This is a genomic window from Flexithrix dorotheae DSM 6795 (assembly GCF_000379765.1).
Lineage (GTDB): Bacteria > Bacteroidota > Bacteroidia > Cytophagales > Flammeovirgaceae > Flexithrix > Flexithrix dorotheae.
Genome location: NZ_KB903509.1, coordinates 256,428 through 275,639, shown reverse-complemented (window position 1 = coordinate 275,639; position 19,212 = coordinate 256,428). Strand labels below are relative to the sequence as shown.

The 19,212-nt window shown below is 35.6% G+C and carries 16 protein-coding genes; 10 read left to right on the top strand and 6 right to left on the bottom strand.

What is annotated here, in order from left to right; all coding sequences use genetic code 11:
* Positions 1-208 precede the first annotated feature (208 nt).
* The 4 genes from A3EM_RS0138880 to A3EM_RS0138860 all read left to right on the top strand — a co-directional run bounded on the left by A3EM_RS0138880 (position 209) and on the right by A3EM_RS0138860 (position 3,712).
* The gene (locus tag A3EM_RS0138880; RefSeq protein ID WP_020533652.1) at positions 209-781 is read left to right on the top strand and encodes a DUF4136 domain-containing protein; all 573 of its coding nucleotides are present in this window, start codon (positions 209-211) and stop codon (positions 779-781) included.
* 308 nt (positions 782-1,089) lie between these two features.
* Positions 1,090-1,524 carry a VOC family protein gene (locus A3EM_RS0138870; protein WP_020533650.1) on the top strand — a complete coding sequence of 145 codons (435 nt, stop codon included), beginning with the start codon at positions 1,090-1,092 and terminating at the stop codon, positions 1,522-1,524.
* A 311-nt stretch (positions 1,525-1,835) separates the two neighbouring features.
* A complete protein-coding gene (locus A3EM_RS0138865; RefSeq protein ID WP_020533649.1) occupies positions 1,836-2,198 on the top strand; it encodes a BlaI/MecI/CopY family transcriptional regulator in 363 nt (120 codons plus the stop codon).
* Positions 2,195-3,712 carry a TonB family protein gene (locus A3EM_RS0138860; RefSeq protein WP_020533648.1) on the top strand — a complete coding sequence of 506 codons (1,518 nt, stop codon included), beginning with the start codon at positions 2,195-2,197 and terminating at the stop codon, positions 3,710-3,712. The genes A3EM_RS0138865 and A3EM_RS0138860 overlap by 4 nt, the downstream gene beginning before the upstream one ends.
* Before the next feature lie 119 nt (positions 3,713-3,831).
* Here A3EM_RS0138860 and A3EM_RS0138855 read toward each other — a convergent pair whose 3' ends face one another.
* The 4 genes from A3EM_RS0138855 to A3EM_RS0138840 all read right to left on the bottom strand — a co-directional run bounded on the left by A3EM_RS0138855 (position 3,832) and on the right by A3EM_RS0138840 (position 8,425).
* Positions 3,832-5,079, bottom strand: coding sequence for a M56 family metallopeptidase (locus A3EM_RS0138855; protein ID WP_020533647.1), 1,248 nt, complete (start codon positions 5,077-5,079; stop codon positions 3,832-3,834).
* Complete coding sequence (locus A3EM_RS0138850; RefSeq protein WP_020533646.1) at positions 5,076-5,456, bottom strand: BlaI/MecI/CopY family transcriptional regulator; 381 nt, start codon at positions 5,454-5,456, stop codon at positions 5,076-5,078. Before A3EM_RS0138850 ends, A3EM_RS0138855 begins: the two co-directional genes overlap by 4 nt.
* Positions 5,457-5,744: 288 nt before the next feature.
* Positions 5,745-7,139, bottom strand: a complete 1,395-nt coding sequence (locus tag A3EM_RS0138845; RefSeq protein WP_026210865.1) for an amidohydrolase family protein — start codon at positions 7,137-7,139, stop codon at positions 5,745-5,747.
* 131 nt (positions 7,140-7,270) lie between these two features.
* Complete coding sequence (locus A3EM_RS0138840) at positions 7,271-8,425, bottom strand: acyltransferase family protein (protein WP_020533643.1); 1,155 nt, start codon at positions 8,423-8,425, stop codon at positions 7,271-7,273.
* A 351-nt stretch (positions 8,426-8,776) separates the two neighbouring features.
* Between A3EM_RS0138840 and dapA the strand changes: the two genes are divergently transcribed.
* From dapA to A3EM_RS0138825, 3 genes are all read left to right on the top strand, one after another.
* Positions 8,777-9,682 carry a 4-hydroxy-tetrahydrodipicolinate synthase gene (gene dapA, locus A3EM_RS0138835; protein ID WP_020533642.1) on the top strand — a complete coding sequence of 302 codons (906 nt, stop codon included), beginning with the start codon at positions 8,777-8,779 and terminating at the stop codon, positions 9,680-9,682.
* An 81-nt stretch (positions 9,683-9,763) separates the two neighbouring features.
* Positions 9,764-10,876 carry a DNA polymerase III subunit gamma/tau gene (gene dnaX, locus A3EM_RS0138830; RefSeq protein WP_020533641.1) on the top strand — a complete coding sequence of 371 codons (1,113 nt, stop codon included), beginning with the start codon at positions 9,764-9,766 and terminating at the stop codon, positions 10,874-10,876.
* Positions 10,813-11,436 (top strand): hypothetical protein, encoded by a 624-nt coding sequence (locus A3EM_RS0138825; RefSeq protein WP_020533640.1) that lies wholly within the window; start codon positions 10,813-10,815, stop codon positions 11,434-11,436. The genes dnaX and A3EM_RS0138825 overlap by 64 nt, the downstream gene beginning before the upstream one ends.
* A gap of 287 nt (positions 11,437-11,723) precedes the next feature.
* Here A3EM_RS0138825 and A3EM_RS0138820 read toward each other — a convergent pair whose 3' ends face one another.
* Together A3EM_RS0138820 and A3EM_RS45085 are read right to left on the bottom strand one after the other, a co-directional pair.
* Positions 11,724-12,170, bottom strand: coding sequence for a GNAT family N-acetyltransferase (locus tag A3EM_RS0138820; RefSeq protein WP_020533639.1), 447 nt, complete (start codon positions 12,168-12,170; stop codon positions 11,724-11,726).
* Positions 12,171-12,186: 16 nt separating this feature from the next.
* Positions 12,187-13,125, bottom strand: coding sequence for a bestrophin family protein (locus A3EM_RS45085; protein ID WP_020533638.1), 939 nt, complete (start codon positions 13,123-13,125; stop codon positions 12,187-12,189).
* Positions 13,126-13,219: 94 nt separating this feature from the next.
* Here A3EM_RS45085 and A3EM_RS0138810 point away from each other — a divergent pair, with 94 nt between their 5' ends.
* The 3 genes from A3EM_RS0138810 to A3EM_RS0138795 all read left to right on the top strand — a co-directional run bounded on the left by A3EM_RS0138810 (position 13,220) and on the right by A3EM_RS0138795 (position 19,110).
* Positions 13,220-13,948 (top strand): 3-keto-disaccharide hydrolase, encoded by a 729-nt coding sequence (locus A3EM_RS0138810; protein WP_020533637.1) that lies wholly within the window; start codon positions 13,220-13,222, stop codon positions 13,946-13,948.
* Between the two features lie 328 nt (positions 13,949-14,276).
* On the top strand, positions 14,277-17,663 hold the full coding sequence (locus A3EM_RS45080; protein WP_020533635.1) for a ThuA domain-containing protein: 3,387 nt from the start codon (positions 14,277-14,279) through the stop codon (positions 17,661-17,663).
* 184 nt (positions 17,664-17,847) lie between these two features.
* A complete protein-coding gene (locus A3EM_RS0138795) occupies positions 17,848-19,110 on the top strand; it encodes a peroxiredoxin family protein (protein ID WP_020533634.1) in 1,263 nt (420 codons plus the stop codon).
* Positions 19,111-19,212: the final 102 nt, after the last annotated feature.

Below are 19,212 nucleotides of genomic sequence, written 5' to 3'. Positions count from 1 at the left end.
ATGGGTTTATTTTGTGATTTTTTGTTTAGAATATTATCTCATACTTTTTATACCTTAAAAACCCATCATTTTTGTTTATACGACTAAAATTTTTGTAGCCTATAATAAAAAAATACATAACAATTGAATACCTGTTTTAAATCGATTTTTAGGATTAAGATTAATCGGTATAAAATGAAAATCAGATGTTTAACTAAATTTTTTTATTATGATAATCAATCAGCAAAAATCTATAAAATTCATTTTATTGGGCGCTTTGGCATTATTTGCCGGAGCTTGTTCTACCTCCAATCAGGTAGCCACAGATTACGATGTGAAAGCAGATTTTAGCCAATATACCACTTACAATTTCTGGGAATTTGATAAAGAAGATGAAAAGGAGCTTGGTTATGATCAGCTTGATGAAAGGCGGGTAAAAGAAGCTCTTGTTCAGCAAATGGAATCCAGAGGATATACCATGACGGAGAAGCCAGATCTATTGGTAAATGTGAGAATAATGGTGAAAACCAGACAAAATGCCACAACCAACAATATGTATCCTTATCGGTATTACTGGGGTGGTGGATATAATATAAACATTAATGAGTACGAAGAATCGACCATAGTGGTGGATTTGGTAGATGCTCAGAAGAAAGAACTTGTCTGGCAGGGTAGTATTGAGATGCCCACTACTACCGAAGTAGAGGCCAGAGATAGAAAAATAAAAGATGCGGTGATGACCTTATTCCTGAAGTACCCACACCGGGCCGGGAAAATGAACGCCACATCTTCTTTAAGATAAAGCAAACTTCATCAAGTTTTAAGTTTAGTATCCTGTATGAAAGGGATTCGGGGTTTTCCTGAATCCCTTTTTTTGTGGAAGATAAGGAATGAATTTTAGATGAATCCTTATTATTAATTGATTGAGGAAATATTTTGGTTTGTAGATTTTTAGGACACTGAAAAATGACTGATTTTCAGTGACTATCACAGTTGAAATAATTGGAAAGATTGTTTTAAAATTCAGCATAATTTTGCACTTTAAATAATGAGGGAAGGTTTGATATTCATTTTTTTATACCTTTTTATAACAATCTAAAAACAGCTAAAATGACTACTATAAATCCATATTTGACATTTAACGGAAACTGCGAAGAGGCATTTAATTTTTATAAATCTGTATTTGGAGGAGAATTTCCATATGTGGGAAGATACGGAGAAATGCCTCCTCAGGAAGGCATACCACCCATGACAGCTGAACAAAAAAACAAAATTATGCACATTTCTTTGCCCATCAGTAAGGAAACTACTTTAATGGGAAGTGATACCGGTGGAGATTGGGCGTCTAATTTTAAAGAGGGTACAAATTTTTCGATTTCTATCAACACTGACCAAATTAAAGAAGCGGACCGACTATTTACAGCTTTATCTGAAGAGGGAAAAGTAAAAATGCCCATGAACAAAACCTTTTGGGGTTCCTATTTCGGAATGCTCACCGATAAATTTGGGATTAACTGGATGATTAGTGGAGATGAAAAGCAGTAGATTTTGGAAGTAAGAATTTAATTGGTGGGAGTGGGTGGTAAGGATAGATGACTGGAATACCTTAAGTTTTTCTTTTTTAAAGTGAGACAGTATCAGAAATTAAATTTCTGTTTTTGTTATTTTAAAGTGCTGGAATACAGTGTTTTAAGAATGGAATCCTCCGTGAAATTATTTTTAAACTAAAAATTTAGTTTAATTTATTTGGATGGTAATTATATCACATCTATTTTTGAACTATAAATTTAGTTCGAACTATTTTAATAGTTTGATTTAGATTAGAGATTTAATCTGAATCGAAAAAAATCAAATTCATGAAAGCATTAACAAAAGCTGAAGAAGAGATTATGCATATCCTATGGGAGTTGGGATCTGCATTTGTTAAAGACATAATTAAACAATTACCAGAACCCAAACCAGCATACAACACGGTTTCAACCATTGTTCGGATATTGCAACAAAAAGGCTTTGTTGGACATGAGCCGCAGGGAAAGTTTCACAAATACCATCCTTTAGTTACGAAAGATGCTTATACCAATTCATTTATGAAAGGATTTGTGGAAAGATACTTTAAAGGTTCTTATAAACAAATGATATCATTTTTTACCAAAGAAGATAATCTGAGTCTTAGTGAACTGGAACAACTCCTTAAAGAACTAAAAGAAAAGAAGTCATGAGCAATTTTTTAATAGAGCTTTCAATTATTCATGGTGCCTTAATCACCGGTTACTGGTTTTTTTTAAGGAAAGAATTGCAGTTCTCAAAAATGAGGTTCTACCTTTTAGGCTCCACATTACTGGCACTTGTTATTCCATTGCTAAAACTACCAAAATTATTCTTTAGCAGTAATGATGCAGTCCGGATAATTCCCATGGAAGTGATTCCTGTTAATGCCATAACTATTGCTCCCAGTGATGAAACTTCTTTCTTAAATTACGATTTATTGCTATGGGTCTATCTGGGAATCAGTACCTTTTTTTTGTGCAAATTTTTAAGTGGCATATTCTATTTAATCAAATTAGAGCAGAAAAGTAGTTATGAGCTATTTAATGATACATTCATCCGAAAGGTTCACGACATAAACGGGAGTTTTACTTTTTTCAACTGGATATTCTTAAGCGATGAAATTGATAAGAACCAACAGGATTATCATGCGATACTGAAACACGAAAAAGCCCATGCTTCTATGGGGCACAGCTACGATATCATATTTTTTGAGTTATTTAAAATCTGTTTTTGGTGGCTACCCACCGCATGGTTTATTAATAAAGAAATTAAAAAAATACACGAATACCAGGCGGATGCTCATGTGCTTAAATCATATGACATCAACCAGTATTCGTCTATACTGATCAGTTCCACTTTGAAATCAAATGGACTGAGCCTGGCCAGCTCGTTTCATGATGGTTTAATTTTTAAACGATTAAAAGCAATGAAAAAACAAGCAAAAAATGTGAGCTCCTGGAAATTGGGAGTTCTTGGTTCTCTATGTGCAATTCTTTTTGTGGTATTTGCCTGTAGTGAAGAACTGGACCAGGAAACAGATGAGATTTTAAGTGAAAGTACCTCAACCAAGTCTAAATTAAACACTGAAGTTTTTACTGTAGTAGAGGAGCATCCGGAATTTGTAGGAGGGACAGATGCTTTCTATAAATATCTGTCAAGAGAAATTAAATATCCTTCGGAAGCAAGAGAAAAAGGAGTGGAAGGACGTGTTTATGTGGAATTTGTGGTGGAAAGAGATGGCTCTTTATCTGAGGTAAAAACTGTTAAAGGAATAGGGGCAGGCTGCGATAAAGAGGCGGAAAGAGTGCTGAAAAATTCGCCTTCATTCAAGCCGGGAGTTCAAAGGGGCAAGCCTGTAAGGGTACGAATGTCTGTTCCTATCGTATTTAAGCTGGATGAAGGGGAATTAGTTGAAAACCAGAATCCCGAGAAAATAATTGTGGAGGAGGTTGAAGCTAAAAATATGACGCTTAAAATCGATGCAAGTTTCAATAATGGCGCATGGTCGGGAACAGTTTCCGATGAGGATGGTAAAGCCCTACCTGGAGCAAGTATTGTAGTAGTTGGCACTACGACAGGAACAGTTTCCGATTTAGACGGTACTTTCAAGATTAATACTTATGAATCAAATGATCTTCAAATCAGTTTTGTGGGATATGAAAGTGTGAGGTTGGCAGGGAAATAAACTTGTATGGTTCAAGAATTAGGAGAAAAACCCAAATGCAGAATATATTTGGGGATTTTCTCCTTTTTCATAAAAGTAAGTGATAGAAATAAGGGCAGACCCAATATTGCTTCTTACTTCTAATTGATTTTAAACTGGATTGGAAGCGTTAAAACTGAGCTAATTGAAGCATCATTTTTTTTAGCTGGAGTGAAATTACCTAAACTTTTTACCACAGATATTGCTTCCTGTTTGAGGTCTTCATTAATTTCCTTTGCTGGTTTTGAAGTATCACCGTATCCTACTACCACTAATCTTTCTAATTGAGTACCTCCCTGGTTTTCTGTGGTAATATTTTCAATATTTCCATGCCGATTTACAGTAAAGGATACATAAACCAAACCTGAGCTATTTTCTTCCTTAGCAGCTTTGGGATATTTTATTTTTTTCTTAATGGTATTATACATGGCAGGCATTCCTTCAGCATAAACTGCCGGAACATCCGGTTGGGTTTGGGCAATAATATTCTTTTCCATACAAGCACTCAATCCGGTAATTATGGCCAAAATGGGTAAATAAAGCATTGATATCCAATAACTTTTATTTGAATTTATCTTTTGTTTTGTCATCATTTTAAATCTTTTGTTTAAACTAGTTTTATTGCTTAAATAATTTCCAAGTTGGATAGAAATACCAGTTTTTGCCTGGAACAATAATTTCTGGTAATCCAACATGTTGAAACCTTTATTTAATACTTGTTCATCTGCCAGGTATTCATGTAATGCCTTAATATCTCGTTGAAAAAGCCATATGGCTGGATTAAACCAAAAAAGGATTTTAAGGAATTCCAAAATCAAAGTATCAATAGAATGGAATTGGTCTCGGTGAACCTGCTCGTGCACTAGCATAGCCTCTAAACCATCATCCTTTAAACCGTGATTTCCGATGAATAGAATATTAAAAAAAGCAAACGGGGATGCGTTCCAATTTAAAGTAACCACTTTAAATCCCCTGAAGTGATACTTTTTCTTTGTTAAATAATAGTACATAAGGGATGCTATTCCCCAAATAGAGCGGAAAAGGAATAATCCAACTCCTGCAATATAAATTATGAAAAACTGGCTGGTTGAAGTATTTTCAGGCACCTTCGAAAGGCTTTCCTGAATATGATAAGACTCGTTTACTGAAGTATAAAAAGTGGTGGTGTATACATTCGTATGAATGAGGCTTTCAGTTGGAATGAATATCAAACAAAGGGAAAACAACATACAGGCCAAACCGATAAATCTGTTTATCTGGTGGTTTTGTTCATACCTGATTGTAATATTAAAAATTGCATATAACAGAATCAGGGAAATACTGGGTTTCAATAAATAATCTACAATCATTTTTTGTTTTTGGCTTCAATTTGATGCTGAAAATGCTCAATTAATTCTTCCATGTCCTTTGTGGACATCTCCTCTTTGCTGCTCAGTTCTGACACCATATTTTTAAATGAATTCGAAAAGTAATTTTTTATAAATGACTTCATGAAATTTCTGGTGTATTCACCTCTTTCTATTAATGGATAATATTCGTGGGTGTTCGCAATGGGTTTTCTACCGACAAAACCTTTCTTTTCTAAAATCTTGAAAATTGTTGCTACTGTGGTATAGGCAGGTTTTGGTTCATCATATTCATTTACAACGTCCCTAATTACCCCCTTTTTCAGGGACCAGAGTATTTTCATGACCTTTTCTTCGGCTTTCGTAAGCGTTAAATCCATAATGTTTTTATTGTTATAAAGCAATTCTACTAAAAAAATAGTATATCTACTAATTTTTTAGTAGATGTTTTTATTTTTCCTTCATTGCTCTATTCTGATTTTTTATCTAGAGTGCTTTTGATCAAAAATGTGGATAGAGATAAAGAAAAAAGTATCACAAAGACCCACTGTCTTTGTAATAAATATCAATGAAAATCCGGACACCCTATTTTCTGTTGAATCATTTAGAAAAAAATCGATCCGATGTTTTTTATGAAGGAATAAATTAAAGTGAATATGAGTGTCAATTCACTGACTATACTTATTCGCAATGGCATCTAATTGCTCTTTTATAAAAGCTTTAGTCAGCCATTTCCCTCTTACCATAACCCCCTCTATCTCCCTCATATTTCCAATATCATCAAGTGGATTTTCTGATAGTAAAATCAAGTCAGCAGCAAGTCCTTCTTTAATTTTACCAAATTGATGGGTAGCCTCAAAAAATTCTGCTGGATTTGTAGTACCCATTTTTAAAGTTTCGAAAGGAGAAAGACCAGCTTCAACCATATAGCCCATTTCATGCTGGATGGAAAAACCCGGGACATTAAAAATTTGGGGGGCATCTGAGCCTAAAAGTAACCCTGCACTGTGATCGTGAAGGGACTTTATAAGTTGCTTTCTTATTTTGAGAAATTCGACAGACATTTCCTGATTATAATTTTTAGCCATTAGGAATTGTTCCTTTCTACTAACCCAGTCTCTGATGGTTCCTGGATTCATATATTTCATTTCCCCTTGTTGGGCAAGGGTACCTGGCGGAATGGCTGAAGTAAATCTTTCCAACAAACTTTCTGTAGGGACTACCCAAACACCTGCTGCTTTGGTTTTTTGAGCCAGATCATCGATTTTAGTTTGATCTGCAATTGTGGTAAAGTTAAAACCAAAAAAACCATTGTCATTTGGATTTACATTTACAGACTGAGGCACTAAACCTTCCACATATCCATCCAGATGATCTATTGACCAATATCCGGATTCAAGTGCATGCTGAATTCCTACGTCTATTGAAACATGACCAGCAAATTTAATCCCTACCTTGTTGGCAGTTTCCACAATGGCATCGAATACATTCCTTTTTAATCCCGGATGGAGTTTTAGGAAATCATAACCTGCATTTTTTTGATCAGTAACTTTTTTCACTGCTTCTTCTACAGTTTGTACAGTATTTCCATTTAATGAAGGACCAGAAGTATAAATTCTTGGTCCAAGTACATCTCCATTTTCCACTTCTTTTCGCAGTTTTAAATGGTAAGGATCACCCAGCATGCCTCTGATAGTGGTAATCCCATTAGATAAGTACAAAAATAGTGTTTCCTTTACGAGTTCATCATTTTCATTAGCCACAGGGATATGGGCATGTAATTCAGCTAAACCCGGTGTGAGAAATTTCCCTTTCCCATCAATCCTGGTTACGTTCTCTTCAATACTAAAAGACTGATGGGCCGCAATTTTGGAAATTCTTCCATCGGTTATCAAAACATCCTGGTGTTCCAAAACAATTTCAGCCTCCATAGCAATCACGCTTACGTCAATAAAAGCAAGATCTTGATCGATTTTACCAGCTTCATTCACTTTCTCAGCAGTTTTAGGCTGGCTACAATAGAAAAATATCGGGAGGAACAGAAAAATGGCTAAGTGTTTCATGGGAAATGGTATTTGGTGAGTTTCCTGGAAACAAGGTAGCTAAAATATAGAGATGGGGCAAGGAGGAAAAAAGGAAAGTGAATCCTTTTTCCTTATAAAACATGTTTATTCAGGCATTTTATAAATACAAATTAATCCCTCGAGATATATGAAAATTTGTTTTTAATCCTCAGAAATGGCTTTTCAAAAAAAGTATAACTTACTTTACTAATAATGATTGTGATTGCTAAAGCAATTAAGCTTTCAAAAATTATAACCTGCCAAAGGTGATTATTGAAAGATAATTTTTTTGTTAACGTAATAGTTATGAGAATTCCAATAAAGTGTAAGCAATATAAGCCATAGGTAATTCCTCCTAATTTAGAAATAGTTCGAAATCTTGAAAGTTTAAAATAGGAGTTCTTAGCATAATTTTGTTCTAAAATGATTAATAGAATTACAAAGGCAATAGTAATTCTTTCAAATACTCTTAAGAAGTAAACCCCAAAAAATATTTCATCCCTAAAAATAAAAATGGTGAAAAATAACAGATAGATAGAAAGAATATGAATTTTTCCAAAATTTTCTATTCTTACTTTTATTGATGGAAACTCTGATACAACCCAGGCTCCTAATGCTCCTACAGTCATATCTCCGATACATGATAATGTATGATATTCATGTAACATATAATTGTCGTTGAAAGCTCTGAAAACTAGGCTTGAAATAATGACTAGACTAAATGGAATCCAAAACTTTTTAATTGGGAAAATATATAGTACAATAGGCCAAATAAGGTAGAATTGTTCTTCTATAGCCACACTCCAAAGCACTCCTAGAATGGAAGCATCTGGAAGACCATTTTTTATTAAATCAAAGTTATTTAGGAAAGTAATATAGAAAAGGAAATTAGCACTTTCGTTTGGGGATTGACCAAACAATAATTTAAGTTGAGGGAAAATTACAAACCCAAAAATCACACAAAAAAAGAATAAAGGCCAGATTCTTAGAATTCTCCGAATCCAAAACTTTTTTAGATTTATCTGGCCATTAATTTTTTTTTCCACAATTAAAAGGTAGGTTATTAAAAAACCACTTAATACAAAGAAAAAATTAACACCTAAATTACCATTTCCAAAAAGATCTTTTGTAATAAAAAGATAAATATCAGATTGTAAAATCTCAGGTTTTTCTGTGTGAAAACTATGAAAAAAATAAACTGCTATAAAGCAAAAAAATCGTAATCCATCTAAGTTTTCAAAGAATACTTTTTTCTTTTTGTAAGGATTGATTTTAAACTGATTCATATTATGAAATTTATCTTTGATTGATTTCTGTTAAATCAGAAAGTCGTATTTATCTCCTTGAAATAAAAGTATCAGGGAAATTAGGCGAGATTATATTTGATTATTTATTTAAAAAATAGAAACTGTTCCAAGATCAAAAAAATATTTAAATACCTAAATAATAGATATTTCAAATGAAACGGTTAATAAAGAGGCCTATTGTTAAGATCAACTTTCTGATAATTAATATTTATTAGCTTCAATATTTTCTTTATTTCCAATAAAAATTAATTTGCATTAGATTTAGCGAATTGCATTTCAAGCAGGTATCTTTGCCCGCAATTTGAGTAATTAATGTAAGTGTAATATAAAATGGCTGAGATTAAAGGAAGTATTGTTGCTTTAGTTACCCCTTTTAAAAATGATAATCGGGAAGTTGATTTTGAATTAATTGAGCAGTTGGTGAATTTTCACGCTGAGAATGGAACAGCTGCAATTGTCCCATGTGGAACTACAGGAGAGTCTCCAACCATTTCTCCAGAGGAACATATTGCTATTGTGAAACAGGTGGTGAAATCAGCCAAGGGAACTGAATTGAAAGTGATTGCAGGTACTGGATCCAATTCTACTGCTGAGGCAATGGAATTTACCTCCGAAGCTCAGGAAGCTGGTGCGGATGCCTGTTTAATTGTCGTTCCTTATTACAACAAACCTACTCCAGCCGGTCTCAAGGCTCATTTTTCTGAGTTGAATAAAATTGATTTGCCAATGGTATTGTACAATATACCAGGGCGAACAGGAATAAATGTCTCTCCAAAAGTCACCATAGAAATTGCCGAGCTTTGCTCCAATTTAATTGGAGTAAAAGCCTCTAACGGAAATTTGGAAGAAATTACAGAATTGGCCATTCTTAATAAGGGATTGTCAAAACCGTTAAGCATACTATCAGGGGATGATGCCCTTACCCTACCAATTTGTGCAGTTGGAGGTTCGGGTGTAATTTCTGTAGCAGCTAATATTGTTCCCCAGCTTATGAGTGAGTTTGTAGGTAATATCAATAGTGGAAATATGGAAAAAGCAAGGGAATTAAACTCTATTGTATTTAATTTTTCCAAAGCACTTTTAAGTTTCGGGGCCAACCCTATGGGTATCAAAGCGGTAATGAATCATGCAGGTTATGCAGTAGGTGGATGCAGATTGCCGCTCACCAGCTTGGAGGAAGATCAAACCAGAGCACTGGTGAAGATTTGGGAAGAATTGAAAGAAAAACTAGGGTAATCCTGAAAAAATTAAATCAGGATTACTATCTTGCAAATCTGAAAAAATCGGCAAAAAGAAAATTGATGATCTAACTGGCGGATGGAGAACTTTGTAGTATCAGCACGGAAATACAGACCCAATTCCTTTGAGAGTGTGGTGGGGCAATCCCATATCACTACCACTTTGCAGAATGCCGTAAAAAGTAATCATCTTGCACAGGCGTTCCTATTTTGTGGTCCAAGGGGTGTGGGTAAAACCACCTGTGCCAGAATTCTTGCCAAGTTAATCAATACTTCTGAAGATGCCGCTGCTAAGGGAAAAGAACAAAATTTTGACTATAATATTTATGAACTTGATGCTGCCTCTAATAACTCTGTGGATGATATCCGAAGCCTTGTAGAACAGGTGAGGTATCCTCCTCAGGTAGGGAAGTATAAAGTTTATATTATAGATGAGGTGCATATGCTCTCGAATGCGGCTTTTAATGCTTTTCTGAAAACGCTGGAAGAGCCACCTCCATATGCTATTTTCATACTGGCTACCACTGAAAAGCATAAAGTTATCCCTACCATATTATCCCGTTGTCAGATATTCGACTTCAACAGGATTAGTGTGCAGGACATTGCCAATCATCTGGCTGGTGTAGCAGAAAAAGAAAACATTACAGCAGAAAGTGAAGCCCTTTATCTGATTGCTCAAAAGGCTGATGGCGCTTTAAGAGATGCTCTTTCTTTATTCGATATGATTGTGACCTTCTCTACAGATCGTCATATCGATTTTAAGACTACAATCAGGAATCTTCATATTCTTGATTATGATTATTATTTCAAGGTAACTGATGCCTTACTCAAGGAGGAGGTTGCAGCTGCGCTTATCATTTTTGATGAAATCCTGAAAAATGGATTTGATGGCCATAATTTCATCGTGGGGCTTTGTGAGCATTTCCGCAATTTACTGGTGTGCAAGGATAAAGTAACATTGAAGTTACTTGAAGTTGCCGATAATGTGAAAGAGAAATACCAGGAACAGGCTCAGGTAGCGCAGAATTCATTTTTAATGACTGCCCTGAACATTGGAAATAACTGTGATTTGCATTATAAATCCAGTAAAAACCAAAGGCTTCATGTAGAACTGGCACTTATGAAAATGTGTCATATCAACAATGCTGTGAAACTGGCCCAAATGGAGCCGGTAAAAAAAAAAGTGATGTAAAAAACGACTCTTCTAAACATACATCCAAAACCAGCACTGATACCAAAAAAACGATTGCCCAAAAGTTTAAAAGTACTGCAAGTATTTCCACCAGTATTAGCAGTGTGAAGCAAAAGATTGCAGAAACAGAGGCAAAAGAAAAGGAGGAAACAGAACGGAAGAAAAAGCTTGCTGATGAAAAGCGGGACAGGTCATTTACACTTGAGGATGTAAAAAGACACTGGAATGAACTGATTTTGTTAGTGAAAAGAGAAAAAAACCACTTTTTTATCAGTATTCTGGAGGATGGGATTTTAGAATTTAAAGCCCCTTATACCATAGAATTCGCCTTGCATAACCCTATTTTAAAGGACTACTTCCACAAATTACGGCCTATACTATTCAAGTTTTTTAGCGAGAAATTGCATAATGACTTGTTGGTATTCGAGGCTAAAACCGCTCAGACTGGGACAGGTAAAAAAATGCTTTATACCCAACAAGAAAAGCTGGCTTTCCTTGCAGAAAAATACCCTGCTTTAGTGGAACTAAAGAATAAACTAGGGCTTGATCTGGATGGATAAAGCTGGTTAGTGGAAAGGCAAAAAAAAAGCCCTATCGCTCATGTACCCGCGGATAAGGCCAGAAGGCAAAAAAATTGTTGTTCCTTCAATGCAAAGAAACCATTAATATGCTTTAGGTCAAAGCCGAAAGGACAGACTTCATAAAAAGGTAATTTTTTAGAATTCAGGACATATTGAATTTACTTTTGGAAAACTTGCTGTTAAATCATGAGGTTTTCCCAGCCACATCCATAGTTTGTGAATGAAAAGGGGAGAGGCTGGGGCTCTAACTAACCGAAAACATCACCTTATTTCAATTCCAAATGTAAAATTGGATAGGGTTTTCCCAATCCATCCAAAGGAGATCTGCTCTTAATTTCAAAACCCATTTTTTGGTAAAATTTTACTGCTTGTGGGTTTTGCTCATTGACATCTACTGCATTAATTCCTTTTTCCTTAATGGCCAATTCAACCAGCTTCTTACCCAGGCCTTTTCGAAAATAATCTGGGTGAATGAAAAGCATCTCTATCATCTTTTCTGCTACACCGGAAAATCCCACAATTTTTTGTTCTGCATTGCAAATTCCGGTAAGCTCCACAGCATCAAAGTATTGGTCTAAAATAAGTGGCTTAAAATACTGGATGTCCTCTTCTGGAAGGAAATGATGGGTTGCTCTGACTGAGGCTTCCCATATTTCAATTAAATCCTGGTAGGAGGATTTTGATATCGGTAAAATATGAAATTGCTGATCCATTTTTATAATTTAATAATCAGGTTTGTAATCCTAGTGGGATTTTTTGAGGAACTGGCTCAATTTGCGGGTCCACATTCATAATATCATAGACGTTGTTCTTAATTAAAGAAGATAAATGATTTAAAGGCAAATCATTTAATTCTTTACCAAATGGTTGTTCAATCTCGTCTGAAATAACTTCCAGACCTACAAGCGCATAGGCTATAATTGCGCAGGTTGGAATGGTCAGGTACAAAAAGAAATTAATTAAACCGAAAGGTAAGGCAAGAATGTAAAGTGCTATCAGGGTCTTGATAAAACTACTGTGAGAAAATGGAATGGGTGTGTTTTTAATTCGCTCACATGCCCCCAGAATATGCAATAGTTGCTGAACCTGCTCTTTAATATTTAGTTTATCAAACTCCGAAATATGGTAACTTTGAATGAGTTCTTCCACCTTCACCAAAATCTGAGTAGCTATTTTGTGGGGGATGTTAGCGGAGTTTTTCAAATCATCAAAATAACCTTTTTCTATATCCTCAATTTCGCTGAAAAGGTAATCGTCCTGTAAATGCTCTTTTAAGGAAAAAGCAAAATTGGAGATTTGACCAGCCATAAATTTACGGTTACTAATATCTTCTTTGGCTAACAGGGCATGAAATAAGGAGGATAGGATTCTACATTCATTTACCAAAGCCCCCCATTGCTTGCGTCCTTCCCACCATTTTTCATAGGCTGTGTTGAGCCTGAAAACCAACAATAAACTGATAATAAAACCAATTAGGGAAAAATAAATAGGATCAATTCTAAATTCAACATCTTCTAACACATGTAAATCGATAATGGTAATGGCAGCAGCATATACAGCAACAATCATTGACCATAAAAACATTTGCTTATAATTTTCTCCTTTCCGGAAGGCAAATTTGATTAATTTAAAGGATTCAATCCAGTTTCTGGTATTATATACAATCATCTAAAAAAGTTGCTTATTAGCCGTGTAAAATATTAAAAAAATAACCATTTTTGATCCGCGAATTTAATTTTTTATACTTAAACATAATAACTATATGCTAATTTCAAACCGAAAGGCATTCTTCAATTCACTTATTTTTATTTTAGGAATCACAATAATTGGTTGTTCTAAAGAAGCACCAAAAGAGGAAGTGGTTGAAGTAGAGGAAGAAACTGCTCCTCAGAAGGAGGAAGCAGAATGGATAGCACTTGATTTATCTCAATGGAGAAATTTTAAAAGTGAAACTATTTCAGATAAATGGGTGGAAGAAGATGGCGTAATTACCCTAACCGGAAAAGGGGGAGGAGATATCATTACCAAAGAAAAATTTGAAAATTTTGAATTAAACCTGGAATGGAAAATTTCTGAAGGAGGAAATAGTGGTCTTTTCTTCAGAGTAGCTGAAGCCGATACGCTTGGGGCAGTTTACCACTCTGGCCCGGAAATGCAGATTCTGGATAATGATAAGCATAAAGATGGACAAATCAAGACCCATCGTTCTGGTGATAACTACGATATGGAGTCTTCTTCAGTAGAAACTGTAAAACCTGTTGGGGAGTGGAATGAAGTGAAATTGATTGTAAAAGATGGAAACGTAGAACAATGGCTTAATGGAACCAAAGTGGTAGAATATCAATTTGGAAGTGATAAATGGAATGAGCAGTATAAGAAGAGTAAATTTACCCAGTGGCCATTATATGGTCAGGTAGCTAACGGACATTTAGCTTTACAGGACCATGGAGATCAGGTATGGTTTAGAAACATAAAAATTAAAAGACTTTAGAAAAGTTTTTTACAGCATTGAGAAAAGCCCGGATAAAACACATTATCCGGGCTTTTCTTTTAGGGGAAAATCTCTGTTTTTTCGATATCTTCAAATTAATTCCACAGCTTTTACAAAATGAAGGTAGAGAGCGGGAAATTGTTAATAATGAAATGTTTCTCTTAAATATTTGATAATAATTCCTCTTTCAGTCTGAAATAATCAAAATTCATCTTGGTATAGGTTTCAACATTGAAAATCAAAAGCTATTTTCGCGGGTTACATTTATTAATGTATTATTATCAAAATAAATAGGTATACGCCTGCTACTCAAGAAATATCTTAAAATATGAATGATTATCCGAGGAGAGGGATACAAAATCTCATCCTATTACTATTACTGATTACTGTAAGTATTTCCTGCTCTACCAAAGAAAAGCGAATATTAGTATTTTCAAAAACTGCCGGCTTCAGGCACAATTCAATTGAAGCAGGAAAAGCAGCCCTTATTAAATTGGGAAATGAAAATGGAATAAAAGTAGATACTACCGAGAACTCCAGTATCTTCCATGAAGATTCCTTGAAAGTTTATAGCGCCATTGTTTTTCTTAATACTACAATGGATGTACTGGACCACATCCAGCAAGCTGATTTTGAAAGATATATCCAGGCTGGGGGTGGATTTGTAGGAATCCATGCAGCTGCAGATACTGAATATGACTGGCCCTGGTATGGGAAATTAGTTGGAGGTTATTTTAACGGTCATCCGAGTAACCCTAATGTTCGGAAAGGGAAAGTAACTGTTTTAGATCACCACCACGAATCTACTGAAGGCCTTCCTGAAGGTTGGGAAAAAAACGATGAGTTTTACAATTTCAAGAACATGTATTCGGAATTGAATTACCTTATTAAGGTGGATGAAAAATCTTATGGAGCCGGAAAGCATGGGGATTTTCATCCAATGTCATGGTATCACGAATTTGATGGAGGACGATCATTCTACACTAACTTTGGCCACACACCGGAAACGTTCTCAGAGCCTGAATTTATCAGCCATATTCTAGGTGGAATTAACTATGCCATAGGTAATAACAAACTGGATTATTCAAAAGCTAAATCTTTGAGAGTACCGGAAGAAAACCGATTCGTGAAGAAAGTTTTTGCTACTTTTCTGGATGAACCGATGGAACTTGAAATTTTGCCAAATGGTAAAATTCTTTTTATTGAAAGAAAGGGAGCCATTAAGCTTTATGATCCGGAAACAGAAAAAGTAAAAGTTATAGCCCAATTGGATGTACACACCAAATTTGAGGATGGACTATTAGGCTTAACCCTCGACCCTGATTTTGAATATAATAACAGGTTGTATTTGTTCTATTCCCCTCCTGGTGATAAGCCTGTGCAGTATATTTCCAGATTTACCATGTTGGCGGATAGTCTGCTATTGGATAGCGAAAAAGTAATGTTGGAGGCAACAGTACAACGGGAGCAATGTTGTCATTCGGCAGGTTCATTAGAATTTGGCCCTGATGGTAATTTATTTATTTCTTTGGGAGATGATACCAGCCCGTTTAATAGTAAGCAACAGTTTGATACCAACGGATTCGGACCTATGGATGAAAGGCCAGGAAGAAGTCCCTACGATGCCCAGAAGTCCTCATCAAATCCAAACGATTTAAGGGGAAAAATCCTCAGAATAAAACCTGAAGATGATGGTACATACAGTATTCCTGATGGAAATTTATTCCCAAAAGATGGTTCAGGTGGTAGACCTGAAATTTATGTAATGGGTTGTAGAAATCCTTACAGAATTTCCATTGACTCTAAAACTGGATGGTTATACTGGGGAGATGTAGGGCCAGATGCCAGAGAAGATAATCCAAACAGAGGCCCAAGAGGTTATGATGAGTTTAACCAGGCTAAAACTGCTGGTTATTATGGCTGGCCTTATTTCATTGCTGATAACAAGCCTTATAGAAAAATGAATTATGTTACCGGTGAAGTAAGTGATTTCTTCGATCCGGAGCATCCCAAAAATACGTCTCCTAACAATACTGGTGTGGAGGATTTACCACCTGCAAGGCCTGCAATGGTTTTTTATCCTTATGCTGAGACAAAGAAGTTTCCACACATGGCCTCAGGTGGTAGAAATGCCATGGCCGGACCTGTTTATCATTATGATGAATTTGGTGCTTATAAAAACAGGTTTCCAAAGTATTATGACAACAAGGTTTTCCATTACGATTGGATTAGAGGTTGGGTTCATGCCATTACGTTGGATGAAAATGGAAATTATTCCAAGCAGGAGCCATTCCTGCCTTCATTCGAGTTTAACAATATGATTGATATCAAGCTTCATGAAGGAAGTTTCTACTTTATTGAGTATGGTACCAACTGGTTTGCTCAAAATGAAAACGCCAGGTTGGGGGTAATTGATTATGCCGCAGGAAACAGAACACCAATCGCCAGAGTTTCAGCAGATAAATTAGTTGGAGCTGCTCCAATGAAAGTGAATTTTACGGCTGAAAAATCCTTTGATTACGATAAATCGGATGAGTTGACTTACGAATGGTTTTTTACTGGAGATGAAGCTCAGGGAACTGGGGTTTCTACATCTTTTGAATTCATGGATGCCGGTATTTATACTGCGAAGGTAAAAGTTTCCGATAAGGATGGAGAATCTTCGGAGGCTGAAATTGAAATCAGGGTAGGAAACGAAAGACCTATTGTGGATATTAACCTTGATGGAAATAAAAGTTTTTACTGGGACAATTCTTCGGTAAATTATAATGTAATAGTGAAGGATTTGGAAGATGGAAATGTGACAGGAGAAAAAGTAAAAGTTTATTATGATTATATGCCGATTGGTGATGATGTGGCCGGAGTTAAATTAGGCCATAAGCAAACCGGAGCCATAGTTGATGCCAAGGTAATGCTGAAGGAAAAGCTTTGTTTAAATTGCCATGACATGGAAAATGAATCGGTTGGGCCAAGTTATAAAGATGTGGCTGCTAAATATGGTTCGGATCAGGCTACTGTTGAGAAACTAGCGCAGAAGGTGATCAAAGGTGGTGGCGGAGTTTGGGGAGAAAGAATGATGGCGGCCAATCCTTCCCTGGCTAAAGAAGATGCAGAGGCTATGGTTAGGTTTATTGTTTCTTTGGATGAGGAGTACGTAAAACCATCTCTATCTACCAGTGGAGCTTTAACTGCGGATCAGCATTTAAATGGAACAACTGGTTACTATCTGATTACTGCAGAATATACCGATCAGGGTGGGGAAGTGATAGGACCGCTTTCTGAAAATAAAGTGATAAAACTAAGGGCTCCAAGGTTGCAAGCTGAGGATTATGATGATCAGGAAAATGTGAGGAAAAGAACTCCTGGTGGAAAAAATTATACTCACCTTAATCAAATTAAGGATAATTCCTATTTTATGTTTAAGGATATTGATTTGAGTGGTATTCAAAAATTGACCATCAGAACAGGTTGTACAGGAACTCCAGGGTATACTTTAAATATTAGAAAAGGAAGTGTGGATGGGGAGATAATAGCCAGTAGTGAAATTCCATTTACAAATGGTAATCAGGAAGACTGGTCAGAAACTGTTGTACCACTTTCAAAACCTGTAAAAGGGAATACTGATTTGTATTTTACATTTGAATTTGGTGGTGAAGGTGAATCCGGGCAGGTTTCTTTCGACTGGATTTATTTCCACCAGCCTGAGGGCATGTAATTAGAATTTAAATAATTGTCTTAAAAAGGTTCATCAATCCGTTTTGATGAACCTTTTTATTTTTTAAATTTTCATGTTTTGTCAATTTTAATGAAACCAATCCTATTCTATCTTGTTAGGGGATGGGTATTTCGAGGTTTCATTGTATAATTGCCATTTTCTAATGAACAAATTTAATCATCACATGCACACTAAAATTTTACTTATAATTTGGACAGTTATTTTCCTTTCCTGTCAGGAGGCCAAAAAAGAATATACCGGTCCTGTTCCTACTCTAAAAGAAGGCGTATGGAGGGCGGAATTGTCCCTAAATGATACCATTAATTTACCGTTCAATTTTAGTGTTAGCAAAAGCAGTGATTCGGATTATATTGTGACCATAATTAATGGAGAAGAAAGGATCGAGCTGGAAGAAGTGACTTTTAATGAGGATTCTGTAATTATTAATATACTGGCATTTGATACAGAAATCCATGCTAAGGTAGCGGATAATCTATTGACAGGCGTATGGATAAAAAATGGATATGCTGAGCCTTATATTGTTCCATTTAAGGCTGAACAGGGCAAAAATGTTAGGTTTGTCACAAAACTTCCGGAAGAAGGAAATGTTTCGGGAAATTGGGATGCTACATTTTTTAATAAGGAAGGCCCCGATGAAAAAGCAGTAGGGATATTCTCTCAAAGAGGAGAACAACTCACTGGTACTTTTCTGACTCCCCTCGGAGATTATCGGTATCTGGCAGGGGTGGTGGATGGCCCAAGGTTTAAACTTTCCTGTTTCGATGGTTCTCATGCATTTTTATTTACAGCTGATATTCATGATGATTCCCTGTTGGTGAATGGGGAATTTTTCTCAGGGACACACTGGTATCAAAAATGGACCGCTGTTGAGGATGATAGTGCCAAATTACCAGATCCGAATTCGCTTACTTTTCTCAAAGAAGGATATGATGAATTGGCTTTTGAATTTCCGAATCTCGAAGGGGAAATAGTTTCCCTTACAGATGACAGGTATAAAGATAAAGTGGTAGTGGTCCAATTGATGGGGTCGTGGTGTCCCAATTGCATGGATGAAACGATTTTCCTTTCTTCATTTTATGATAAATATAAAAGCCAAGGGTTTGAGGTAATTGGATTAGCTTATGAGAGAAGTCCCGAATTTGAAAAAGCCAAACCAAGGGTAGAGAAAATGATGAATAAATTTAAAGTGAACTATGAGGTGCTCATTGCCGGAACACTGGATAAAGAGGAGGCTGCGAAAACATTACCGATGCTTAATCATGTTATTTCCTTTCCAACGGCAATTACTATTGATAAAAATGGAAAAGTAAGGAATATCCATACTGGTTTTTCCGGCCCGGGAACAGGAAAGTATTACGATCAGTATGTGGATGAATTTACATTAATGATTGAAAAATTATTGGAAGAAGATAATATTCAGGAATGATTCGGAAATTTTGACAGTAATATGATGTGGTTTATGTCAAAATGACTTAATAAATTGCCTTTAAGCTGCTTTTTTGCTGTTGGCATTTTGATTGACTAATGA